The sequence below is a fragment of the Pseudomonas morbosilactucae genome (assembly GCF_023241715.1).
Taxonomy (GTDB): domain Bacteria; phylum Pseudomonadota; class Gammaproteobacteria; order Pseudomonadales; family Pseudomonadaceae; genus Aquipseudomonas; species Aquipseudomonas morbosilactucae.
The window spans coordinates 1-22236 of sequence record NZ_JALQCW010000018.1; the positions used below are offsets into that span (position 1 = coordinate 1).

22 protein-coding genes and 1 pseudogene are annotated in these 22236 nt (G+C 61.0%); 15 read left to right on the forward strand and 8 right to left on the reverse strand.

Annotation, left to right across the window (positions count from 1 at the left end):
* Positions 1 to 68: 68 nt before the first annotated feature.
* The 3 genes and pseudogenes from M1B34_RS09150 to M1B34_RS09160 form a co-directional block, all read right to left on the reverse strand.
* Complete coding sequence (locus M1B34_RS09150; protein WP_123328323.1) at positions 69 to 377, reverse strand: AtuA-related protein; 309 nt, start codon at positions 375 to 377, stop codon at positions 69 to 71.
* Positions 374 to 1704: pseudogene (locus M1B34_RS09155) on the reverse strand (acyclic terpene utilization AtuA family protein). The gene M1B34_RS09150 and the pseudogene M1B34_RS09155 overlap by 4 nt, the downstream one beginning before the upstream one ends.
* Before the next feature lies 1 nt (position 1705).
* Positions 1706 to 3001: a CitMHS family transporter gene (locus M1B34_RS09160; protein WP_123328325.1), complete on the reverse strand. Its 1296-nt coding sequence runs from the start codon at positions 2999 to 3001 to the stop codon at positions 1706 to 1708.
* Between the two features lie 131 nt (positions 3002 to 3132).
* On the opposite strand from M1B34_RS09160, the gene M1B34_RS09165 reads away from it, so the two are divergent.
* Positions 3133 to 4038, forward strand: a complete 906-nt coding sequence (locus M1B34_RS09165; protein WP_268264908.1) for a LysR family transcriptional regulator — start codon at positions 3133 to 3135, stop codon at positions 4036 to 4038.
* 37 nt (positions 4039 to 4075) lie between these two features.
* Here M1B34_RS09165 and M1B34_RS09170 read toward each other — a convergent pair whose 3' ends face one another.
* Both M1B34_RS09170 and M1B34_RS09175 read right to left on the reverse strand, forming a co-directional pair.
* Positions 4076 to 4678, reverse strand: a complete 603-nt coding sequence (locus M1B34_RS09170) for a glutathione S-transferase family protein (RefSeq protein WP_268264909.1) — start codon at positions 4676 to 4678, stop codon at positions 4076 to 4078.
* A 10-nt stretch (positions 4679 to 4688) separates the two neighbouring features.
* Positions 4689 to 5855, reverse strand: a complete 1167-nt coding sequence (locus M1B34_RS09175; RefSeq protein WP_268264910.1) for an aminotransferase-like domain-containing protein — start codon at positions 5853 to 5855, stop codon at positions 4689 to 4691.
* Positions 5856 to 5937: 82 nt separating this feature from the next.
* Between M1B34_RS09175 and M1B34_RS09180 the strand changes: the two genes are divergently transcribed.
* The 3 genes from M1B34_RS09180 to M1B34_RS09190 all read left to right on the forward strand — a co-directional run bounded on the left by M1B34_RS09180 (position 5938) and on the right by M1B34_RS09190 (position 8666).
* Entirely contained in the window at positions 5938 to 6390 is a 453-nt protein-coding gene (locus M1B34_RS09180) for a MarR family winged helix-turn-helix transcriptional regulator (protein ID WP_123328329.1), read from the forward strand.
* 236 nt (positions 6391 to 6626) lie between these two features.
* A complete protein-coding gene (locus M1B34_RS09185) occupies positions 6627 to 7976 on the forward strand; it encodes an NCS2 family permease (protein WP_268264911.1) in 1350 nt (449 codons plus the stop codon).
* 63 nt (positions 7977 to 8039) lie between these two features.
* Positions 8040 to 8666, forward strand: coding sequence for a LysE family translocator (locus M1B34_RS09190; protein WP_123328331.1), 627 nt, complete (start codon positions 8040 to 8042; stop codon positions 8664 to 8666).
* A gap of 148 nt (positions 8667 to 8814) precedes the next feature.
* Here M1B34_RS09190 and uraH read toward each other — a convergent pair whose 3' ends face one another.
* Complete coding sequence (gene uraH, locus M1B34_RS09195) at positions 8815 to 9168, reverse strand: hydroxyisourate hydrolase (protein WP_078470741.1); 354 nt, start codon at positions 9166 to 9168, stop codon at positions 8815 to 8817.
* A 423-nt stretch (positions 9169 to 9591) separates the two neighbouring features.
* Here uraH and puuE point away from each other — a divergent pair, with 423 nt between their 5' ends.
* The 8 genes from puuE to M1B34_RS09235 all read left to right on the forward strand — a co-directional run bounded on the left by puuE (position 9592) and on the right by M1B34_RS09235 (position 17926).
* Positions 9592 to 10518 carry an allantoinase PuuE gene (gene puuE / locus M1B34_RS09200; protein WP_123328333.1) on the forward strand — a complete coding sequence of 309 codons (927 nt, stop codon included), beginning with the start codon at positions 9592 to 9594 and terminating at the stop codon, positions 10516 to 10518.
* The gene (gene uraD / locus M1B34_RS09205; RefSeq protein WP_268261626.1) at positions 10515 to 11030 is read left to right on the forward strand and encodes a 2-oxo-4-hydroxy-4-carboxy-5-ureidoimidazoline decarboxylase; all 516 of its coding nucleotides are present in this window, start codon (positions 10515 to 10517) and stop codon (positions 11028 to 11030) included. The genes puuE and uraD overlap by 4 nt, the downstream gene beginning before the upstream one ends.
* A gap of 91 nt (positions 11031 to 11121) precedes the next feature.
* A complete protein-coding gene (gene alc / locus M1B34_RS09210) occupies positions 11122 to 12117 on the forward strand; it encodes an allantoicase (RefSeq protein ID WP_268264912.1) in 996 nt (331 codons plus the stop codon).
* 120 nt (positions 12118 to 12237) lie between these two features.
* A complete protein-coding gene (locus M1B34_RS09215) occupies positions 12238 to 12741 on the forward strand; it encodes an ureidoglycolate lyase (RefSeq protein ID WP_123328336.1) in 504 nt (167 codons plus the stop codon).
* Between the two features lie 50 nt (positions 12742 to 12791).
* Entirely contained in the window at positions 12792 to 14105 is a 1314-nt protein-coding gene (locus M1B34_RS09220) for a urate hydroxylase PuuD (protein ID WP_268264913.1), read from the forward strand.
* A 172-nt stretch (positions 14106 to 14277) separates the two neighbouring features.
* Positions 14278 to 15636, forward strand: a complete 1359-nt coding sequence (locus tag M1B34_RS09225) for a nucleobase:cation symporter-2 family protein (RefSeq protein ID WP_268264914.1) — start codon at positions 14278 to 14280, stop codon at positions 15634 to 15636.
* A 434-nt stretch (positions 15637 to 16070) separates the two neighbouring features.
* A complete protein-coding gene (locus tag M1B34_RS09230) occupies positions 16071 to 16856 on the forward strand; it encodes an outer membrane protein OmpK (RefSeq protein WP_268264915.1) in 786 nt (261 codons plus the stop codon).
* A gap of 215 nt (positions 16857 to 17071) precedes the next feature.
* The gene (locus M1B34_RS09235) at positions 17072 to 17926 is read left to right on the forward strand and encodes a pirin family protein (RefSeq protein WP_268264916.1); all 855 of its coding nucleotides are present in this window, start codon (positions 17072 to 17074) and stop codon (positions 17924 to 17926) included.
* On the opposite strand, the gene M1B34_RS09240 is transcribed toward M1B34_RS09235, so the two are convergent.
* Both M1B34_RS09240 and M1B34_RS09245 read right to left on the reverse strand, forming a co-directional pair.
* The gene (locus tag M1B34_RS09240; RefSeq protein WP_123328341.1) at positions 17923 to 19080 is read right to left on the reverse strand and encodes a patatin-like phospholipase family protein; all 1158 of its coding nucleotides are present in this window, start codon (positions 19078 to 19080) and stop codon (positions 17923 to 17925) included. The genes M1B34_RS09235 and M1B34_RS09240 overlap by 4 nt on opposite strands.
* A gap of 43 nt (positions 19081 to 19123) precedes the next feature.
* Positions 19124 to 20056 carry a lipid A biosynthesis lauroyl acyltransferase gene (locus tag M1B34_RS09245; RefSeq protein WP_123328342.1) on the reverse strand — a complete coding sequence of 311 codons (933 nt, stop codon included), beginning with the start codon at positions 20054 to 20056 and terminating at the stop codon, positions 19124 to 19126.
* Between the two features lie 121 nt (positions 20057 to 20177).
* Between M1B34_RS09245 and minC the strand changes: the two genes are divergently transcribed.
* From minC to minE, 3 genes are all read left to right on the forward strand, one after another.
* Entirely contained in the window at positions 20178 to 20915 is a 738-nt protein-coding gene (gene minC / locus M1B34_RS09250) for a septum site-determining protein MinC (RefSeq protein WP_123328805.1), read from the forward strand.
* A 199-nt stretch (positions 20916 to 21114) separates the two neighbouring features.
* Complete coding sequence (gene minD / locus M1B34_RS09255; protein WP_123328343.1) at positions 21115 to 21927, forward strand: septum site-determining protein MinD; 813 nt, start codon at positions 21115 to 21117, stop codon at positions 21925 to 21927.
* Complete coding sequence (gene minE, locus M1B34_RS09260; protein ID WP_019693048.1) at positions 21927 to 22181, forward strand: cell division topological specificity factor MinE; 255 nt, start codon at positions 21927 to 21929, stop codon at positions 22179 to 22181. The genes minD and minE overlap by 1 nt, the downstream gene beginning before the upstream one ends.
* Positions 22182 to 22236 lie beyond the last annotated feature (55 nt).

Genomic DNA, 22236 nt, shown 5'->3' on the forward strand with positions numbered 1-22236 from the left:
GGCCTTGGATTGGGCGGTGATTTTGCGGCCGTAATCGCTGGCAAACCAGCGCCTACAAAAGCCAGCGGTTACAAGGTGAGGTCCAGCAGGGCCGAGCCCAGGCATTTGCCGTGGGCGTCCAGTGCCAGCGAGCGGGTCACGCCGCCGCGCAGGATGCCCGGCAGCACGAAGTTCAGCGCCTGTACGTTGGGCAACTCATAGCGCCGCACCGGCGCCGCACCAGGCTCCAGCAAGGCCGAAAAGAACTCGGCCACTCGCTCGGCCGTGAGCTGCTCGCGCAGCAACGGATAATCCTCGGCGCGGTAGGCGATGATCGAGATGTTCGAGGTGTCGCCCTTATCGCCGGTACGGGAATGGGCCAGGCTGTGCAGTTTCATGCTTCGATCCTCGGCTTGACCGTGCTACGGGGCACCAGCAATGAAGCCACCGCCACCACCTGGCGCACGCTCTTGCTGGCGCCGCCACCACCGGACGGGCCATTGGTGTAAAGGGTTTCCACTTCATTGCCAACTCGCACGGCCTCGCTGCGGTCCTCACAGCGGGCGGCCACCCGCAGGCGCACCTCCCAAGGCTCGACGCTGTTGCGCTGGCCATGCAGCGAATCCATTCCTATCAGCTCGGCACGCACGTCCTGCATTTTTGCGCCCATCAGTTCCAGGCGCTTGAGCACCACGTCCCGTGCCAACTGAGCCCGCGCAACGGCACCAGGGCCGCCATAGGACATCTGGCCTTCGCCGATCCAACCGTCCAGATAGCCCACGCTGACTTTCAACTGCTCCGGCTGCGCATGCCCCGCAGCCCCCTGGGCCCGCACCCGGTCAACGCCCTCCTCGACAAAGGCCACCTGAGAAAAGTCGGCGGTGACGTCCGGCGTCAGGTACGCCGCCGGGTCGTGGACTTCATAAATCAGTTGCTCCGTGCAGGTAGCACGGCTGACCCGCCCCCCTGACCCGGCCACCTTGGTGATCAAGGCCTCGCCCTCGGAATCGATCTCGGCCAAGGGGAAACCCAGGCGCGCCAGGTCATCCACATCCTTGAAACCCGGATCGGCAAAATAACCGCCGCTGACCTGGCCTGCACATTCCAGCAAATGGCCAACCAAGGTCCCGCGCCCCAGGCGCTGCCAGTCGTCCGCCGCCCAGCCGAACTCGAACATCTGCGGCGCCAGGAACAACGACGGGTCCGCCACGCGCCCGGTGATCACCACATCCGCATCGGCATGCAAGGCATCCAGAATGCCGTCGACACCCAAATAGGCATTCGCGGAAATCACCCGCGGCCCCAGGGAGCCCAGGCTCCGGCCGTTATCCAGCACCTGCTCGGGCTGCTGACGCAACAAGTCCAGTACATCGTCACCCACCACCGCCAGCACCTTGAGATCGAGCCCCAGTTCACTGGCGATCCGCCGGACCTCAGTGGCCGCGGCCACCGGGTTGGCCGCCCCCATATTGGTGATGACCCGCAGGCGCCGCCGACCTTCAGGCCGGCCGACAAAAGGCAGGACGCGGCGCATGCGCTCACTCAGCAGCGGGTCGTAACCGCCTTGTGGGTCGCTGATGCGCGCCTGCTGCGCCAGGGCAATGGTGCGCTCCGCCAAGCATTCGAAGACCAGGTAATCCAGGTCGCCCTGGGCCGCCAACTCGATGGCCGGCTCGATACGGTCGCCCGAGTAACCGCGCCGGCGCCGATACGTATGGTTTTCATCTTAAAAAACTCCCAGCAACAGCGCGGTCAGGGTCATCAACACCGACGCGGCGAACAGAAAAGGGATGGTGAAGCGCTGGTGGTCGGCCAGTTCGATCTTGCACAGGCCCACCAGCAGGAAAGTCGCTGGGGTCAGCGGGCTCACCGGGAAGCCGGTGGTGTGCACCCCGAGCAACGAGGCCTGGGCCACTTGCAACGGGTCGACGCCCAGGGCCTTGCCCACTTCGGCGATCACCGGCATCACGCCGAAGTAATAGGAATCGGGGTCGAACAGCATGCTCAGCGGCATGGACAACAAGCCCACCACCGTCGGAATCAGCTTGCCGTGGCCGGCGGGAATCTGCGCCACCGCCACTTCGGCAATCGCCTTGAGCATGCCGGTGCCCTGCATGATGCCGGTGAACACACCGGCGGCGAGCAGGATACTGGCCATGGTCAAGGCGGTCTTGGCATGGGCGTCGATGCGGGCACGCTGGGCCTCGACGTCCGGGTAGTTGATGCACAGCGCCAGCACGGTACCGACCATGAACATCACCACCGGATCGACCCAGCCGGCAATCATGATCAGCATCACCAGCAGGGTCAGCAGCAGGTTGATCCAGAAGCGCCCGGGACGACGCAGCGCTTCCTCGGCCTCGCTCAACACCCGGCTCGGCACCCCTGCCCCACTGACGGCATTTGCCCCCAGGCCCAGGCGCCGCTCTTCACGGCGGCCCAGCCACCAGGCACTGGCAAAAACAAACAGCAGACCGACGATCTGTACCGGGATCAGAGGCTGGAACAGGTCCGCCACCGGCACATGCAGGGCTGCCGAAGAACGCAGCACCGGGCCGGTCCAGGGCAGGAAGTTGACCCCGGCGGCCATGGCCGCGACGCAGGCGAGAATCCTCCGGTCGATGCCCAGCCGGGTATAGAGCGGCAGCATGGCCGGCACCGTGACCAGGAAGGTCACCGCACCGGAACCATCCAGGTGCACCAGCAGGGCCAAGAGTGCGGTACCCACCACAATCCGCGTCGGCCGGGTGCCGACCGTGCGCAGGATGCGATCGATGATCGGATCGAGCATGCCGGCGTCGGTCATGATGCCGAAGAACAGAATGGCAAAGACGAACATGCCCACCACCGGGGCGACGTTCTTGATCCCGGCGACGATAAAGGTGCTGGTTTGCAAGCCGAACCCGGCGAGCAAGGCGGCAATGATCGGCAGCGCAATCAGCGCAACCAGGGGAGAGAGGCGTTTGCTCATGACAGCGGCGAGCAGACAGAGAATGGTGATGACACCGATTGTGGCGAGCATGGGGCAGCTCCAGTGTGCCGTTTCGCTGTGCCGGGGCACGGAAGCGGGCGGTTATTGTTTTCCCCGAGTATTGGAACCGCGCTAGTCTTTGTAAATTGGAATATTCAGTGCCTTGCATTCGGAAAAACAAAATGAAAAATTCGATTCAGCACATCCAGGCCTTCCTCGCCGTGGCCCGCAGCGGCAACTTCACCAAGGCCGCCACTGAGCTGCATCTGTCGCCTTCGGCGCTGACGGTGCAGGTTCAACAATTGGAGGACTGGCTGGGGGTCGCCCTGCTGGATCGCAGCCCGCGCCACGTCAGCCTGACCGCCGCCGGCCAGGAAGCCCGTGGGCCGATGGAGAAACTCTTGCTGGACCTGGACAACATTGTCAGCGGCTCCCGGGACCTGGCCGCCCTGCGCCGTGGCGTGGTGACCATCGCCGCCCTGCCCTCGGTGTGCGCGGGCGTGCTGCCACCGGCCTTGCGCCTGTTTCGCGAACGTTTTGCCGGGATCGAGGTGCGCCTGCAGGATTTGGTCGCCCACCGCATCCACGCCCAGGTACGCGCCGGCGAGGTGGATTTCGGCATCGGCGGCCGCGCCCGACTCAGCCATGGGCTGGACTTCCAACCGTTGCTGGTGGATCGCTTGTGCCTGTTCGTCGCCCTCGACCACCCGCTGGCCCAGCGCACCTCGGTGGGCCTAAAGGAACTGGCGGTACACCCCATCATCCTCACCGGCCGCGATAGCAGCGTGCGCGAGCAGGTCGAAGCACTGTTCGATGAAAGCCGCCTGACCTTGCTCTCGGCGATGGAGGCCAACTACATGACCACCGTCCTGGCCCTGGTGCGCCAGGGCCTGGGCGTTACCCTGCTGCCGGAGTCTGCCGATGACGGTCGCGAAGGCTTGCGACGCATCACCGTCAAACACCCCAAAGTCAGCCGTGAAATCGGCCTGATCCGCCGCAGCGGCCAGCACTTGAGTCCGGCAGCCCAGCGTTGTTATCAAATGCTCGAAGAGTGCCTGGCCGACACTCCAGCAACTGAAAACCCCTAACGCACAAGGCCGGTTCAGGGGGAGATTCAGGCATGCCTCAGTCGAGCATCGCCACATGCCCGGGTTGGCTTTGCACCCGTCGGATCCAGGCCTGGATGCCCGGGTAGCGCTGCAAATCGAAGCCGCCCTCATCAGCGACGTGGGTGTAGGCGAAGAGCGCTATATCGGCGATGGAGTAATGTTCGCCGACCAGATAAGGCGTGCGGCTCAATTGCTGCTCCATCACGTCCAGCGCCTTGTAGCCACGCTTATGGAGTTTTTCATACTCCTGGCGTCGATCGTCCGGCAGCCCTTGGTAGTGCTGGATAAAACGCGCCACGGCAATGTAGGGCTCGTGGCTGTATTGCTCGAAAAACTGCCATTGCAGAACCTGGGTGCGCAAACGCGGCTCGCTGGGCAAAAACTCACTGCCGTCGGCCAGGAAATTCAGGATCGCGTTGGATTCCCACAAACAAGTGCCGTCTTCCAGCTCCAGCACCGGGATCTTGCCATTGGGGTTCTTCGCCAGGAACGCCGGGGTCTGCGTGTCGCCCCCCAGAATATCCACTGCCTGCCACTCATAGGGCAGGTCGAGCAGGTGGAGCATCAGCTTGATTTTGTAGCAGTTGCCCGAACGGTAATCGCCGTAAACCTTGTACATGACCTCCCCCTTAGGCTGCCTGTGCAGCCTGTGCCTGACGGATCACACCGGCCAAGCGCTTGAGCCCTTCGTCCAGGCGCGCCGGGTCAATGTGGCTGAAGTTCAAGCGAAAATGCCCCGGGTTCAGCTCCGGCTCGGAGAAGAACGGTTCACCCGGCATAAAGGCGACATCCTGCTCCAACGCGGCCTTGAGCAAGGTCCGGGTGTCCAGCGGCTGCTTCAGGGTGAGCCAGAAAAACAGCCCGCCTTGAGGCACCTGCCAGTCGGCCAGGTCAGAGAAATGCGTCTCCAGTGCGGTCTGAAAACCGTCCCGGCGTACACGGTAGAAGGACCGCAGTTCACTGAGGTGACGCTGAAATTTCTCGGTGCCCAGCCATTGCATCGCTTGCCACTGGCCCACACGGTTGGTGTGCAGGTCCGCCGATTGTTTCAGCCGCAACAGGTGGGGAAACAAGTCCGGGCTGGCGATCAGATAACCGACGCGCAACCCCGGCAGCAAGGTCTTGGACACAGTGCCAGTGTAGATCCAGCTGGCCTTTTTCAGGCGGCTGACAATCGGCGTGGCGCTGCCGCCGTCGAAGCTCAGTTCACGGTAGGGCTCGTCCTCGATCAGGGTCACCCCGAACTCGTCCAGCAAGGCGGCCACGGCATCACGCTTGGCTTCGCTGTAGCGCACTGCCGACGGGTTCTGGAAGGTCGGGATCAGGTAGATAAAGGCTGGCTGGTGCTGCTCCAGGTTGGCCCGCAGTTGCGTCAGATCAGGGCCATCCGCCTCCAGGGGCACGGTCAGGCAGTCGGCACCGAACAGTTGGAAAATCTGCAGCGCCGCCAGGTAGGTGGGCGCTTCGAGCATGATCTGCGTGCCCTTGTCGATGTACAGCTTGGCCGCCAGGTCCAGGGTCTGCTGGGACCCACTGACCACCAGAACCTGGCTGGCTTCGCAGGGCACGCCCAAGGCCCGGGCCTCGGCCGCGAGGATTTCGCGCAGCTGCGGTTCACCCTCGCTCATACCGTATTGGCCCATGGCGAGCGGCATCTCATCCCACTGAATCTTGGGCAACATCACTTCAGCCGGCAGGCCTCCGGCAAACGACATCACCTCCGGGCGCTGGGCGGCGGCAAGGATTTCACGGATCAAGGAGCTTTTAAGGCGCGAAACACGTTCGGAGAAGGCCATGGAGATCACCGCTAGCGAAGGCTGAAGGAAATACGTCAAACTGGTTGACCGAAATTACGCTGACCTGGATAGATACGTCAATATGCTTGACCTTAAAAACCAGACCTCACAACAAACCGCCATGGAAGCCTTTTTCTTCGGCTACCAGGCCTTCACTGCCAAGGCGGATGAAATGCTCGAGCGCCGCGGCCTGAGTCGAGTGCATCAACGCATCGTGTTTTTTATCGCCCGCTACCCGGGGCTTAGCGTCAAGGAACTGCTGACGGTGCTCGGGGTGAGCAAGCAGGCGCTGAACATTCCGCTGCGCCAACTGATGGAAATGCACCTGGTCAACAGCGTCGCGCCTGAGAGCGACAAGCGTAAGCGCCTGCTGGAACTGACCGCCGACGGGCGGCGCTTCGAGGAGTCCCTGCGCCGCGAGCAAGTCAAATTGCTGCAGCGAGCGTTCTCCGAAGCGGGCGAAGCCGCGGTCAACGGCTGGCTGGCGGTGAACCAGGCCCTGGGTGAGAACCAGCAACGCCCCGAACGCGACTGACCCCTCCTCCCCGGGCGCCGGCTTGCCGGCGATATGCCCTGCCCATCAGATTTTTCGCACACAACACAAAAAACATTATTTGCTTTCTTTGTATACAAAAGCATAATTCGCCACGTGCGAGTTCCTGACCTTTCAGTCAACAAAACCCGCCAGCCTTGCCTGCCTCAAAGAGCCGCTGCCCACCCTCGCGTGTCCGGTTCTGGAAAAAACAATAAAACTCTTGAGGAGTACTTGCTGTGGAAAGCCGCAAATCCGAAGCCCCGACGCTGGATCTCTCGCCGCCGCAGACCAGCGGTTGGCTGGAGCGAATCTTCAAACTCAAATTGCATGGCACCACGGTAAAGACCGAGTTGATCGCCGGGCTGACCACCTTCATCACCATGGCCTACATCATCTTCGTCAACCCCAACATCATGGCGGATGCCGGTATCGATCATGGCGCCGCCTTCGTCGCCACCTGCATCGCCGCGGCCTTGGGTTGCCTGTTGATGGGGCTCTACGCCAACTGGCCAGTGGGCCTGGCGCCGGGCATGGGCCTCAACGCGTTCTTCACCTACACCGTGGTCGGCACCATGGGCTACAACTGGGAAACCGCCCTGGGTGCGGTGTTTATTTCCGGCGTGCTGTTCATGATTCTGACCCTGTCGCGGGTTCGCGAATGGCTACTCAACAGCATTCCCGTGAGCCTGCGCTACGCCATGGGCGCCGGGGTCGGCCTGTTTCTCGGGCTGATCGGCCTGAAAACCGCAGGCATCATCGTTGACAGCCCGGCGACCCTGATCAAGCTGGGCTCGTTGCGCGAACCGGGGCCGCTGCTGGCCGCCATCTGTTTCCTGATGATTGCTGTGCTCAGCTACCATCGGGTGTTCGGCGCGATCCTGATCAGCATCATCACTGTGACCCTGGCCGGATGGGGCCTGGGGCTGGTGCAATACAACGGCATCCTGTCCACCCCGCCGAGCCTGGCGCCAACCTGGATGGCCATGGACATCGCCGGTGTGTTCAACGTCAGCATGATCAGCGTGGTGCTGGCCTTTCTCTTCGTACACATGTTCGACACCGCCGGCACCTTGATGGGCGTGGCCCAGCGCGCCGGGCTGGTGAACGCCGACGGCAAGATCGAAAACCTCTCCCGCGCCCTCAAGGCCGACAGCGCCTCCAGCGTATTCGGCGCCATGGTCGGTGTACCACCGGTCACCAGCTACGTCGAAAGCGCCGCCGGTGTCGCCGCAGGTGGTCGGACTGGTCTTACCGCTGTGACCGTAGGTGTGCTATTTATTGCCGCCATGTTCTTCGCCCCGCTGGCTGGCATGATCCCCGCTTATGCCACGGCTGGTGCGTTGATTTACGTTGCGATGCTGATGATGGGCGGCATGGCCCACATCAACTGGGACGAAGCCACCGACAGCATTCCGGCCATCGTCACGGCGATCATGATGCCGCTGACTTTTTCCGTGGCCGACGGCATCGCCCTGGGCTTTATCACTTACGTGGTGCTGAAGGCCGGCACCGGTAAACACAAGGAAATCTCCATCAGCCTGTACGTGCTGTGTGCGATTTTTATCGCCAAGTTCATTTTCTTGTAAGCAGTACCCGTTGCCCCCGCCTCACCCCGTCGGGTGGGGCTTTTGTTCATATGGAGGAAAGTGATGAGTCTGGAAACCTGGCTGCTGTTCAGCGGCGCTGCCCTGGTGGTGATCCTGATCCCGGGCCCCTTGTCGTTGCTGATGATCAGCAACAGCCTGAACTATGGCCTGCGCCGTTCGTACCCGGCGTTTCTGGGTGGGGTGATTGCCTCGATCTGCCTGCTCAGTGCCTCGGCGCTGGGCCTGGGCGCGTTGCTGCTGGCCTCGGAACAACTGTTCAGCGCGCTGAAAATCGTCGGCGCCCTGTACCTGTTTTACCTCGCCTGGCAGAGTTGGCAGCAATCACGCCAGCCGTCCCAGGGCGCCAATGTGCCGGAAGCCGCACCAATACCACGCTTCCGTGCACTCTTTGGGCGCGCCTTTGTGCTGGGTGCCAGTAACCCGAAGGACATCCTGTTCTTCGCCGCTTTCCTGCCGCAGTTTCTCAGTGCCCAACAGCCGTTTCTGCCCCAGTTGCTGATCATGATTGCCACCTGGACCGTGCTCGACCTGCTGTGCAAGCTGGCCTACGGCTTGGGTGCCCACGGCGCGGCGCGTTACCTGCGCAGCGGCAGGGGCCAGAGCTGGTTCAACCGCATCAGTGCCGGGCTGTTTGGTGGCGCTGGAGCCGCTTCCCTGCTCAGTCGTTAAGGGCTTCACGCCCCGCCAAGCCGGCGCTTGCCTGAGGGTGTAGGCGCCGGTTGGCGGGGAGGACTTTATGACCGGCGAAAAAAAGCCCGCAGTGTGAGCGGGCAAAAGACCAAAGAAGCTATTTGCGCAGGATTCTTGGGGGAAAGTCCTAGCTTCCTCTATAGGTCGAATAGCTGTAGGGCGAGATCAGCAGCGGCACGTGGTAATGATCCTGTTCAGCAGAGATGCCGAAACGCAGCACCACCACATCGAGAAACGCCGGCTCTGGCAATTGCACGCCACGGGCCCGGTAGTAATCGCCGGCATGGAACTGCAGTTGGTAAACCCCGGAGCGGTAGTCATCGCCCTGCAATAACGGGGCATCACAGCGGCCGTCGCTGTTGGTCAAGGCGCTGGCGACCAGTTCCAGCTGGGCGCCCTCGACCCGATACAGCTCGACCTTGATTGCGCTGCCGGGGCAGCCATGTGCGGCATCCAAAACGTGTGTAGTCAAACGTCCCATTGATTCTGCGTGCCGGCCGCCTTTCAAAGCGTCCAGGCCTCGCGCCTCCCGAGTCAGTTAGTAAGGAGACCGCACCGTTTTAGAGCGCGAACGGATGCGGCGAGGATCCGATTAAGACATTTTTCAAAAAAATTGTACACAATAATCAGCACAAATTAATGCATGGCTTTCAGCACTCGACAGCACCCGCCAAAAGACGCTCAAAGCATACGGGTAGAAGCTTTTTAATCGATTAGCTGACCACTCAGGCAAGTTTTTTGCAGGATCCATTCATCGAGAGCCCAGATGAAAAATGCAAAAAATCAGGCTTACAAAATTAATATGAATTTGTATACAATCATCCCATCGTCGTGACGCCAGCCTGGCTTCTCATTCTCAGGTCCCGCCACGCCACCGTTATCACGAACAAGAAGGAAGACTGCAGTGAGCGCTGACTACCCTCGCGACCTGATCGGTTACGGCTCCAACCCTCCTCACCCTCACTGGCCGGGCAATGCCCGCATCGCCCTGTCCTTCGTGCTCAATTATGAAGAAGGCGGCGAGCGCAACATCCTCCACGGCGACAAAGAATCGGAAGCCTTCCTCTCGGAAATGGTCTCGGCGCAGCCACTGCAGGGCGAGCGCAACATGAGCATGGAATCCCTTTACGAGTATGGCAGCCGTGCCGGCGTCTGGCGGATTCTCAAGCTGTTCAAGGAATTCGACATTCCCATGACCATCTTCGCCGTGGCCATGGCTGCCCAACGCCACCCGGACGTTATCCGCGCCATGGTCGCCGCCGGTCACGAAATCTGCAGCCACGGCTACCGCTGGATCGACTACCAGTACATGGATGAAGCCCAGGAACGCGAGCACATGCTCGAAGCGATCCGCATCCTCACCGAACTCACCGGCGAACGGCCACTGGGCTGGTACACCGGCCGCACCGGCCCGAATACCCGGCGCCTGGTGATGGAGGAAGGCGGTTTCCTCTATGACTGCGACACCTACGACGACGATCTGCCCTACTGGGAACCCAATAACCCGACCGGCAAGGCGCACCTGGTGATTCCTTACACCCTGGACACCAACGACATGCGTTTTACCCAGGTCCAGGGGTTCAACAAGGGCGACGATTTCTTCCATTACCTGAAAGATGCCTTCGACGTGCTCTACGCCGAAGGGGCCGAAGCGCCGAAGATGCTCTCCATTGGCCTGCATTGCCGGCTGATTGGCCGCCCGGCACGCCTGGCTGCACTCAAGCGCTTTATCGAATACGTCAAAGGTCACGAACAGGTCTGGTTCACTCGTCGGGTTGATATTGCCCGCCATTGGCAGCAAGTCCATCCCTTCGCAGGAGCGGCAAAATGACCGCCTTCCAGACCCTGAAACCCTCGACCCTGAGCCGCGAGGCCTTTGTCGAAGCCTTCGCCGACATCTACGAACATTCGCCATGGGTTGCTGAAAAAGCCTATGACCTGGGCCTCGATGCCTCCGTCGACCAGATCGAAACCCTGCATCAACGCATGAGCGATATCCTGTTGAGCGCCGATCACGCCAGCCAGCTGGCACTGATCAACGCTCACCCGGACCTGGCCGGCAAAGCCGCCGTCCAGGGCCAACTGACCGCTGCCAGCACTCAAGAACAGTCTGGCGCCGGTATTCACCAATGCACGGCCGAAGAGTTTTCTCGCTTCACCGAGCTGAACGACGCCTACAAAGCCAAGTTCAAGTTTCCCTTCATCATGGCGGTGAAAGGCAGCAACCGGCATCAGATCCTCGCAGCGTTCGAAACCCGCATTCACCATTCAGCCGAGGCCGAATTCAAATGCGCGTTAGCGGAGATCAACAAAATCGCGTTGTTCCGTTTACTGACCCTATAGCGAACTTAGCCCGAGAAACCTGATTCAACGCGTGCGTTTCCCAGGGCTCTGCAAGCATCCCCAGCCACTTATTTCAAGGCAGACAAGAAGAATGAAAGCTTACGCCGTACCTTTCGAGAAGTTCGTCAACCTGGCCGACGCCCGTCTGGGCACCAAGATCATTTCGGTCACCGATGACTGGTTCGCCGACGCCAACCGTCTGTTCCAGCCGACCCCGGCCGTATGGAAGGAGGGCGTGTTCGATGACAACGGCAAGTGGATGGACGGCTGGGAGTCGCGCCGCAAGCGCTTTGAAGGCTACGACAGCGCGGTGATCCGCCTCGGTGTGCCGGGCTCGATCAAAGGCGTGGACATCGACACTTCATTCTTCACCGGCAACTTCCCGCCGTCCGCCTCCCTGGAAGCCTGCTTCCTGGCTGAAGGCGAGCCGAATGAAAACACCCAGTGGGTCGAAGTACTGTCGGCTGTCGAGCTGCAAGGCAACAGCCACCACTACCACGAAATCAACAACGAGCAGGCGTTCAGCCACCTGCGTTTCAACATCTACCCGGATGGCGGCGTAGCTCGCCTGCGCGTCTACGGCATTCCGTACCGCGACTGGTCGGCCGTGGGCGACAACGAACAGATCGACCTGGCTGCTGCCCTCAATGGTGGTCGCGCCCTGGCCTGCTCCGACGAACACTTCGGGCGCATGGGCAACATCCTCAACCCAGGCCGCGGCATCAACATGGGCGACGGCTGGGAAACCGCACGTCGTCGCACCCCGGGCAATGACTGGGTCATCGTCGCGCTGGGCCACCCGGGCGAAATCGAGAAGATCATCGTCGACACCCTGCACTTCAAGGGCAACTACCCGGACACCTGCTCGATCCAGGCCGCATTCGTCAAGGGCGGCACCGACAGCCAGATCGAAACCCAATCGCTGTTCTGGCGCGAGCTGCTGCCGGCACAGAAGCTGGAAATGCACGCCGAACACAGCTTCGCCGAGCAGATCAAGGCACTGGGCCCGATCACCCACATCCGCCTGAACGTGTTCCCGGATGGTGGTGTGAGCCGCCTGCGGGTACTCGGCAAGGTCGCTAAATAAGCGCTGAACCGAAACCTGTAGGAGCCGGCGTGCCGGCGATAGCGATCAAACCGACGCCATCGCCAGCCAGCCGGGCTCCTACACAGCAATCACATCATTCAAAAGATTAAGAAGACAGCCATGCGCACACTGATGATCGAACCCCTGACCAAAGAAGCCTTCGCCCCTTTCGGAGACGTTATCGAAACCGATGGCAGCGATCACTTCATGATCAACAACGGGTCGACCATGCGCTTTCACAAACTGGCGACGGTGGAAACCGCTACGCCGGAGGACAACGCGATCATCAGCATCTTCCGCGCCGACGCGCAGGACATGCCGCTGACCGTGTGCATGCTGGAACGACACCCGCTGGGCAGCCAGGCTTTTATTCCGCTGCTCGGCAACCCCTTTCTGATCGTGGTCGCGCCACTTGGCGATGTACCTGTATCGGGCTTGGTCCGCGCCTTCGTCACCAACGGCAGGCAGGGCATTAATTACCATCGCGGCGTCTGGCACCACCCGGTGCTGACGATCGAAAAGCGGGATGACTTCCTGGTGGTTGATCGCAGTGGCAATGGCAACAACTGCGATGAGCATTTCTTCAAAGAGGATGAGCGATTGATCCTCGCCCCCCACCAATAAGAGAAGGTCTGATCACTCGAAACAAGAGTGACAGGCGAGAGGTAAAGACTGTGGAAGCACATCTGTTGGAATGGCTCAACCTGAGCGTGCGTTGGATACATATGATCACGGGTGTGGCCTGGATTGGCGCATCGTTCTACTTCGTCTGGCTGGAGAACAACCTCAACCGCGCCAACCCCAAGGACGGCCTGTCCGGTGATCTCTGGGCGATCCACGGTGGTGGTATCTATCACCTGGAAAAATACAAACTGGCCCCTCCGTCAATGCCGGAAAACCTGCATTGGTTCAAATGGGAAGCCTATTTCACCTGGATGTCAGGGATTGCCCTGCTATGCCTGGTGTTCTACTTCAACCCCATGCTTTACCTGGTTGCCCCCGGCAGCGGCCTCAGCGGCCCTGAAGGTGTGGCCATCGGCATCGGCGCCTTGATCGCCGGCTGGTTCATCTACGACTTCCTCTGCGACTCCCCCCTGGGCAAGAAACCCGCCCTGCTCGGTTTTATCCTGTTCGTGCTGCTGATCGCTGCGGCTTATGGTTTCAGCAAGGTGTTCAGTGGTCGCGGTGCCTATCTGCACGTCGGCGCCATCATCGGCACCATCATGGTGGGTAACGTTTTCCGCATCATCATGCCGGCCCAGCGTGCGCTGGTGGCGGCGATCGCCGAGAACCGCACCCCGGACCCAACCCTGCCAGCCAAAGGCCTGTTGCGTTCGCGCCACAACAACTACTTCACCCTGCCCGTGCTGTTCATCATGATCAGCAACCACTTCCCGAGCACTTATGGCAGCCAGTACAACTGGTTGATCCTGGCCGGGATCGCAGTGCTGGCGGTGCTGGTGCGTCACTACTTCAACACCCGGCATGACAGCCACAAGTTCGCCTGGACCCTCCCCGTCGCCGCACTGGGCATGATTTGCCTGGCCTACGTAACTGGCCCGGTGCCCATGAACAGTGCCCCTGAAGTGGCCAAGGCACCGGGGCAAATCGAGTATCAACCCCTGCCTGAAACCGCCCTGGGCGGTGGTGCCAAGCCTAAAGCCGAAACCGCACCGGCCGCGCCTGCCGCACCCGCCAGTGCTCCGGCCCAGGCATCCAACGCCGGCCCGGCCTTCGACAAAGTACACAGTGTGATCCAGGAGCGTTGCGCGGTTTGCCACTCGGCCAAACCCACCAGCCCCCTGTTCAGCACCGCACCGGGTGGCGTGATGTTCGATACACCGGAACAGATCCACCTGCAGGCTGCACGGATCCAGGCCCAGGCAGTCGCCAGCCAGATCATGCCACTGGGCAACATCACCCAGATGACCCAGCAGGAACGTGAGCTGATCGGTGCCTGGATCGCCCAGGGGGCTCAAACCAACTGATCAACGCCTGTCACCAGGCTGCTTCGCGGGCAAGCTCGCTTCTACAGAACCGAATTCATCTGTAGGGGCGGGCTTGCTTGCCATCAGCCGATCAAGATTCGCCTGTTGCAGACACGCTGTGCGCAAAGACCCAGCGGTTAAATCACAAGAATAAAAAGATCCGAGGTGTTGCATGTCCGATTCATCCGAACGGTGCGTTCCTGATGCGCCTGCCATCCAGCGCTTGCCCCTCTTGCAACTGATCCTGGTCGGTCTGCAGCACGTTCTGCTGATGTATGGCGGTGCCATTGCAGTGCCTCTGATCATCGGACAGGCCGCGGGCCTGAGTCGTGAAGAAATCGCCTTCCTGATCAACGCCGACCTACTGGTGGCGGGGATCGCCACCATCGTCCAGTCACTGGGCATCGGCCCCATGGGCATCCGCATGCCGGTGATGATGGGCGCCAGTTTTGCCGCGGTGGGCAGCATGGTCGCCATGGCCGGCATGCCCGGTATCGGCATGCAGGGGATCTTCGGCGCGACCATCGCCGCCGGCTTCTTCGGCATGCTGATTGCGCCCTTTATGTCCAAAGTGGTGCGTTTCTTTCCGCCCCTGGTCACCGGCACGGTGATCACCTCGATCGGTTTGTCGCTGTTTCCCGTGGCGGTGAATTGGGCTGGCGGCGGCAGCTCCGCCGCCCAGTTCGGCTCGCCGATCTACCTGACCATCGCCGCCCTCGTGCTGGGCACCATCCTGTTGGTCCACCGTTTTATGCGCGGCTTCTGGGTGAATATTTCCGTGCTGATCGGCATGGGCCTGGGTTATCTGCTGTGCGGATTGATCGGCATGGTCGACCTCTCCGGAATGGCCGAGGCGCCCTGGTTGCAAGTGGTCACCCCGCTGCATTTCGGCATGCCACAGTTTCACCTGGCACCGATTCTGTCGATGTGCCTGGTGGTGGTGATCATCTTTGTCGAGTCCACCGGCATGTTCCTGGCCCTGGGTAAAATCACCGGCCAGGACGTCACCCCTCGGATGCTGCGCCGTGGCCTGTTGTGCGATGCCGGTGCCTCGTTCTTCGCCGGTTTTTTCAACACCTTCACCCACTCCTCCTTCGCCCAGAACATTGGCCTGGTGCAGATGACCGGTGTGCGCTGCCGATCGGTAACCATCGTCGCCGGCGGCCTGCTGGTGGTGCTGAGCCTGCTGCCCAAGGCCGCCTTCCTTGTGGCGTCAATTCCGGCGGCGGTGCTGGGCGGCGCGGCAATTGCCATGTTCGGCATGGTCGCCGCCACGGGCATCAAGATTCTCCAGGAAGCCGACATTGCTGACCGTCGCAACCAATTGCTGGTGGCGGTAAGCATTGGCATGGGCCTGATTCCAGTGGTCCGGCCAGAGTTTTTTGCCCACCTGCCGCTGTGGATGAGCCCCATCACCCACAGTGGTATTGCCATGGCGACCCTTAGTGCACTGGTGCTGAACCTGTTGTTCAACATCCTCGGTGGCGCCGAACGTGCTGCCGACAATCCCGCCCACGTGCACCCGCACTAATCCCGCGCCCCTCTACCTCAGCGCACCCTCGCCCCCCCATGAGCCTTGACCCGATGCTCGGCAACAGTGCCCCAAAGTTGTTTCAGGCGCTCTGTTGCGGGGCACTTGAGCGCGGTTGCCGGAGCCAGTATTCTCCGCGGCCGCGCCAATCCGGGGTAAAAAAAAGCCCGGATAAAAAACCTGACCTGAACGCCAACTTATCCCGGCCCTGTCAGGCGCCAAAGCGCACGGATTCGAAGCCCAATCCACTCTTAATCGACTGTATTCGTATCGTCGAGCGGGAGTTTTTTTGCTTTTTTCCAGCCTTGGCTCAGCTCTTGCTAAGAGCAATAAAGCTGACCGTTTGGATGATTTTTACCGCAGTGAAAAAAGGCGCCACACCAGAGTGCCGACGCTTGAAAAAACGTGGAACCACTTACTTTGGGAGCAACCGAATGAAACAGACGTGCACCAGCCTGATGCTTGCAGGATCCTTGCTGGCCGGGGGGCAGGCCATGGCCGGCGACCTGCTGCAATGGCAGAACAACAGCCTGACTTATCTGTATGGCAAGAACTTCGAGGTCAATCCACAAATCCAGCAGACCGTGACCTTCGAACACGCCGACGGCTGGAAATACGGGGACAACTTCTTCTTCCTGGACCGCATCTTCTACAACGGCAAGGAAGACGGTAATGCCGGCCCGAGTACTTACTATGGCGAGTTCAGCCCACGCCTGTCGTTCGGCAAGATCTTCGACCAGAAGTTGGCGTTCGGCCCCATCAAGGACGTGTTGCTGGCAATGACCTATGAGTTCGGCGAAGGCGACAACGAGTCGTACCTGATCGGCCCGGGCTTCGACCTCGCCATCCCCGGCTTCGACTACTTCCAACTGAACTTCTACAACCGTCAGACCGAAGGCAGCCGTGCCGGCGACAACGTCTGGCAGATCACCCCGGTCTGGGCCTACACCATTCCCGTGGGCAAGTCGGACATCCTGATCGACGGTTTCATGGACTGGGTCGTCGATAACGACAAAAACAGCAAAGGCACTTACCACGCCAACCTGCACTTCAACCCGCAGATCAAGTACGACCTGGGCAAAGCCCTGAGCTGGGGTGAAAAGCAGTTGTACGTCGGTATCGAGTACGACTACTGGAAGAACAAGTACGGCATCAAAGACTCTGGCGCGTTTGAAACCAACCAGGACACCGCCAGCCTGTTGGTCAAGTTCCACTTCTGACGTTCGCTGTCGCTGACAAGCCCGCTGCCGCACCCAGGCACCTCAATGCCTGGGCAGCAGCCGGCTTGCCGGCCACAGGGTGGCTGACCGGGCAAAAACAGGCTCCACCTCAAAACATCTAAATAGTCGATAAAAATACAGAAGAATTCGCAACCTTTGATCGATCGGACTGGCATAGCATGTCGACCATTCCCACCTGATCAGGAGTTGTACCCATGACTCAATTACGCAACGTTATCAGCGTCCATAGCGGCCAGCCCTCCTCGGACGGCGCCGGGGTCAAGCTGACCCGGGTCTTCGGTGGCCAAGGCGTAGAGCGTTTCGACCCCTTCCTGATGCTCGATGAATTTGGCTCACAGAACCCCGACGACTACATCGCCGGCTTCCCGCCTCACCCCCATCGCGGTTTTGAAACCGTCACCTACATGCTCGAAGGTCGCATGCGTCATGAGGACCACCTGGGCAATGTCGGGCTGCTGGAAGGCGGAGGCGTGCAGTGGATGACCGCGGCCAAAGGCATCATCCACAGCGAGATGCCAGAGCAGGAAGAAGGCGTGATGCGCGGCTTTCAGTTGTGGCTCAACTTGCCGGGCAAACACAAGCTCGACCCGGCCAGCTACCAAGACATTCAACCCAAGGACATTCCGCGCCTGACCACGGCTGCCGGGGTCGAGGTGGTGGTGATCGCCGGCACCTTCGATGATGGCCAGGTCCGGCAACCAGGCGCCGTGCAGCGTCCGGACACTGAGCCCTGCTACTTCGACCTGCACCTGGGTGCCGGCAGTCAGGTCGCCCCGCGCTTGCCCGAGGGGCATCGGGCGCTGCTCTATGTCTACGAAGGCGCCCTGGAACTGCCGGGCCACCCTCAGAGCGTGACCAGCAGCAAGCTGGTGCGCCTGTCCGATCACGGCGACCTGCAACTGGCCAGCCAGTCCGGGGCCAAGGTGCTGCTGATTGCCGGCAAGCCGCTGGGTGAACCCATCGTCCAGTACGGGCCCTTTGTCATGAACACCCGGGAAGAGATCGAACAGGCCCTGAGGGACTTTCGTGACGACAAGCTGACCGCTTAAACCGACAGCCCCAGGAAGCGCGACAACTCTTCACGCTTGGCCAAGGCATCGCGGCGCCCCAGTTCGATCAGCTCACTGCAGTAGCTGGCCTCGAACAGCAGGTAACTCAGGACACCGGCGCCGCTGGTCTTGGTAGCCCCTGGCCCGCGCAGGAACAAACGCAAGGCCTTGGGCAACTCTTGCCGATGCCGCGCAGCAATTTCATCGATCGGCTGGCTGGGAGCGATCACCAGCACATCCACCGGTGCCACCCCAAGGCTGCGCACGGGCACTTGCCGTGGCATCAGGTGGCTGAACTGGTTGAGCCGCTCCAGCAGCTCGATGTCACTTTCCAGGCTGTCGATGAAGGTGCTGTTGAGCATGTGCCCACCGATCTGCGCCAGGGTCGGCTGCTGCCCGGTGTACGTGCGCTGCGCTGCGCTGTCCGGGTCGACGCCCCGGGGGTTGCCGCTGACGCCCACCACCAGCACCCGGCTGGCCCCCAGGTGCAGCGCCGGGCTGATCGGTGCCGATTGCCGCACCGCGCCGTCGCCAAAGTACTCCTGTTCGATCTTGACCGGGGCGAACAGCAACGGAATTGCCGAGCTGGCCAGTAAGTGCTCCACGCTGATCTGGGTAGGGATCCCGATGCGCCGATGACGCAGCCAGGGTTCGATGACCCTGCCGCCCTGATAAAAAGTCACCGCCTGTCCGGATTCATAACCGAAGGCCGTCACCGCCACCGCATGCAATTGCCCCTGGGCGATGGCGTCATCGATCCCGGACAGTTGCAGCTTGTCGTTGAGCAGGTCTTTGAGGGGCGAGCTGTTGATCAGTGCCACAGGTACTTGGGCACCGAGCCCGAGCAGGCTGTGGCCGACAAAGCGGCTGGCCTGGCGAATCACCCCCGGCCAGTCACTGCGCATCACCTGATGGCTGCGAAAGCTCTGCCAAAAGGCCGTGAGGCGCAGGATCGCCGTCTTGAAATCCGTGGCACCGCTGGCCAGGCTCACCGCATTGATCGCCCCGGCCGAGGTGCCGACAATCACCGGAAACGGGTTGTCGGCGCCCGGCGGCAGCAACTCGGCAATGGCCGCCAGCACCCCCACTTGATAGGCCGCTCGTGCCCCGCCACCGGAAAGAATCAGGCCTGTAACCGGTTCAGCAGGGCTCATCGCAACACTCCATGGCGCTCGGGGGCCTTTTATCGTTATGGGGTCAACCGCGTTTGGGATACAGCTTCGGCTCGCCAGGTGGCCGGCTCTTGAAGCGTCGATGGGCCCACAGGTATTGCTCGGGGCATTCGCGCAAGGCGCTTTCGATCCACTGGTTAATGCGCAGGCAGTCGGCTTCCTCGGTCTCCCCGGGGAAATCACTCAGGGGCGCATGGATCACCAGTCGATAACCGCTGCCATCAGCCAGGCGCTCCTGAGTGAACGGCACCACCAGGGCCTTGCCCAGGCGAGCGAACTTGCTGGTGGCGGTGACGGTGGCCGCCTGGATGCCGAACAGCGGCACGAAAATGCTTTGCTTGGCGCCGTAGTCCTGGTCCGGCGCATACCAGATGGCCCGCCCGGCACGCAGCAGCTTGAGCATGCCGCGCACATCCTCGCGCTCCACCGCCAGGGAATCCAGGTTGTGGCGCTCACGACCGCGGCGCTGGATAAAGTCGAACAACGGGTTTTTGTGCTCGCGGTACATACCGTCAATGGTGTGCTGCTGACCGAGCAGGGCCGCGCCGATTTCCAGGGTGGTGAAATGCAGGGCCATGAGAATCACGCCCTTGCCTTCACGTTGGGCCGCCTGCAGGTGCTCCAGCCCTTCGATATGGGCCAGGCGCGCCAGGCGCGGCTTGGACCACCACCAGCTCATGGCCATTTCAAAGAAGGCAATGCCGGTGGAGGCGAAGTTGTCCTTGAGCAGGCGTCGACGCTCGGCGGCCGACTTCTCGGGAAAACACAGTTCAAGATTGCGCTTGGCAATCCGCCGCCGTTCGCCGGCGACCCGATACATCAACGCGCCCAAACCACGACCGATGACCAGCAACAGCGGATAAGGCAGTTGGACGACCAACCACAAGAGGCCAAGCCCCAGCCACAATGGCCAAAAACGCGGCGATAAAAATGCAGCTCGAAAACGCGGGCGATCCATTACAGATTCCGGACAGACAACAAGGTCGCGCATTCTACATCGGTTCGACCCGGGTTGCGGCTCGCGGGCGTTCTCGTTATAAGTCTCGGCACTTTTAGTGACAAGCCGCTTTATGCCGACCATGAGCCAAACCGAATCGCTAGACCAAGATCCTGTGTTCCAGTTAAAGGGCAGCATGCTCGCCATCACGGTGCTGGAACTGGCCCGCAATGACCTCGAAGGCCTGGATCGCCAGTTGGCCGCGAAGGTCGCGCAAGCGCCGAATTTCTTCAGCAACGCGCCCCTGGTATTGGCCCTGGACAAGCTCCCAGCCAGCGAAGGCGCGGTGGACCTGCCCGGGCTGATGCGCGTGTGCCGCCAGCATGGCCTGCGCACCCTGGCCATCCGCGCCAACCGTATCGAAGACATTGCCGCGGCCATCGCCGTGGACCTGCCGGTGTTGCCACCGTCCGGCGCCCGGGAGCGGCCTCTGGATCCCCAGGAAGGCGAAGTCCGGAAAAAACCGGAAAAACCGGCCGAACCGACGGTCAAGCCGACCCGTATCATCACTTCGCCAGTGCGTGGCGGGCAGCAGATCTATGCTCAAGGCGGCGACCTGGTGGTGATCTCCTCGGTGAGCCCCGGCGCGGAACTTCTCGCCGATGGCAACATCCATGTATACGGCCCCATGCGCGGTCGCGCGCTGGCCGGCGTCAAGGGCGACACCAAGGCACGGATTTTCTGTCAGCAATTGAGCGCTGAATTGGTCTCCATCGCCGGCCAATACAAGGTGTCCGAAGACCTGCGTCGAGATCCATTGTGGGGCTCCGGGGTCCAGGTCAGCCTGTCGGGCGATGTGTTGAACATCACTCGTCTTTAACGGATACTGCCGCATTTTCCAAGCATCTCTAAAACGTAGCGAAAACGGCTCAAACGAAGTAGGAAGTTGCCAGCACGTCGTGTTTACCAGGGGTAAATGGCGCCGCTGATCAAGCTCCAGCCAAGGCTGTCCGACTGCAGTAGTTTCAAGAGATGTTTTTCAGGGGCTAAAAGTCCTTTTTCTTTAGGGGTGAAACACCTTGGCCAAGATTCTCGTGGTTACATCCGGCAAGGGTGGTGTGGGTAAGACCACCACCAGCGCCGCTATCGGTACCGGCCTCGCTCTGCGCGGCCACAAAACAGTCATCGTCGACTTCGACGTCGGCCTGCGTAACCTCGACCTGATCATGGGCTGCGAACGCCGCGTGGTTTACGACTTCGTCAACGTCGTCAACGGCGAAGCCAACCTGCAACAAGCCCTGATCAAAGACAAGCGCCTGGAAAACCTCTACGTACTGGCCGCCAGTCAGACCCGCGATAAAGACGCGCTGACCGTCGAAGGCGTGGAAAAAGTCCTGATGGAGCTCAAGGAACAATTTGAGTTCGTGGTCTGCGATTCCCCGGCAGGCATCGAAAAAGGCGCTCACCTGGCCATGTACTTCGCTGATGAAGCGATCGTCGTGACCAACCCGGAAGTCTCCTCGGTCCGCGACTCCGACCGTATGCTCGGCCTGCTGGCCAGCAAATCCCGGCGCGCGGAAAACGGCGAAGACCCGATCAAGGAACATTTGCTGCTGACCCGCTACAACCCGGAGCGCGTCAACAACGGCGAAATGCTCGGCGTCGAAGACGTCAAGGAAATTCTCGCCGTCACCCTGCTGGGTGTGATCCCAGAATCCCAAGCGGTGCTCAAGGCCTCCAACCAGGGCGTGCCGGTAATCCTCGACGACCAAAGCGACGCCGGCCAGGCGTACAGCGATGCCGTCGATCGTTTGCTGGGCAAAACCGTGGAACACCGGTTCCTTGATGTCGAGAAGAAGGGATTCTTCGAGCGCCTGTTTGGAGGTAGATAATGAATCTTTTTGACTTCTTTCGTGCCAATAAAAAGGTAAGTACCGCGTCGGTGGCGAAAGAGCGTCTACAGATCATCGTGGCGCATGAACGCGGCCAGCGCAGTACCCCAGATTACTTGCCCGCCTTGCAGAAGGAACTGGTGGAAGTGATCCGCAAGTACGTCAATATCGGGTCCGATGATGTGCATGTCGCCCTGGAAAACCAGGGTAGCTGCTCGATTCTGGAACTCAATATCACCCTGCCAGATCGCTGATCGATCCGGCTGGAGCCACGGCGGCTCGGGGACTTGGTGCAATGCATCGGGTTCC

Coding starts and splice junctions, on each gene's coding strand:
- M1B34_RS09150 (WP_123328323.1), bottom strand. CDS start 377: ATGAAACTGCACAGCCTGGCCCATTCCCGTACCGGCGATAAGGGCGAC.
- M1B34_RS09160 (WP_123328325.1), bottom strand. CDS start 3,001: ATGCTCGCCACAATCGGTGTCATCACCATTCTCTGTCTGCTCGCCGCT.
- M1B34_RS09165 (WP_268264908.1), top strand. CDS start 3,133: ATGAAAAATTCGATTCAGCACATCCAGGCCTTCCTCGCCGTGGCCCGC.
- M1B34_RS09170 (WP_268264909.1), bottom strand. CDS start 4,678: ATGTACAAGGTTTACGGCGATTACCGTTCGGGCAACTGCTACAAAATC.
- M1B34_RS09175 (WP_268264910.1), bottom strand. CDS start 5,855: ATGGCCTTCTCCGAACGTGTTTCGCGCCTTAAAAGCTCCTTGATCCGT.
- M1B34_RS09180 (WP_123328329.1), top strand. CDS start 5,938: ATGCTTGACCTTAAAAACCAGACCTCACAACAAACCGCCATGGAAGCC.
- M1B34_RS09190 (WP_123328331.1), top strand. CDS start 8,040: ATGAGTCTGGAAACCTGGCTGCTGTTCAGCGGCGCTGCCCTGGTGGTG.
- uraH (WP_078470741.1), bottom strand. CDS start 9,168: ATGGGACGTTTGACTACACACGTTTTGGATGCCGCACATGGCTGCCCC.
- uraD (WP_268261626.1), top strand. CDS start 10,515: ATGACCGCCTTCCAGACCCTGAAACCCTCGACCCTGAGCCGCGAGGCC.
- alc (WP_268264912.1), top strand. CDS start 11,122: ATGAAAGCTTACGCCGTACCTTTCGAGAAGTTCGTCAACCTGGCCGAC.
- M1B34_RS09215 (WP_123328336.1), top strand. CDS start 12,238: ATGCGCACACTGATGATCGAACCCCTGACCAAAGAAGCCTTCGCCCCT.
- M1B34_RS09225 (WP_268264914.1), top strand. CDS start 14,278: ATGTCCGATTCATCCGAACGGTGCGTTCCTGATGCGCCTGCCATCCAG.
- M1B34_RS09230 (WP_268264915.1), top strand. CDS start 16,071: ATGAAACAGACGTGCACCAGCCTGATGCTTGCAGGATCCTTGCTGGCC.
- M1B34_RS09235 (WP_268264916.1), top strand. CDS start 17,072: ATGACTCAATTACGCAACGTTATCAGCGTCCATAGCGGCCAGCCCTCC.
- M1B34_RS09240 (WP_123328341.1), bottom strand. CDS start 19,080: ATGAGCCCTGCTGAACCGGTTACAGGCCTGATTCTTTCCGGTGGCGGG.
- M1B34_RS09245 (WP_123328342.1), bottom strand. CDS start 20,056: ATGGATCGCCCGCGTTTTCGAGCTGCATTTTTATCGCCGCGTTTTTGG.
- minC (WP_123328805.1), top strand. CDS start 20,178: ATGAGCCAAACCGAATCGCTAGACCAAGATCCTGTGTTCCAGTTAAAG.
- minE (WP_019693048.1), top strand. CDS start 21,927: ATGAATCTTTTTGACTTCTTTCGTGCCAATAAAAAGGTAAGTACCGCG.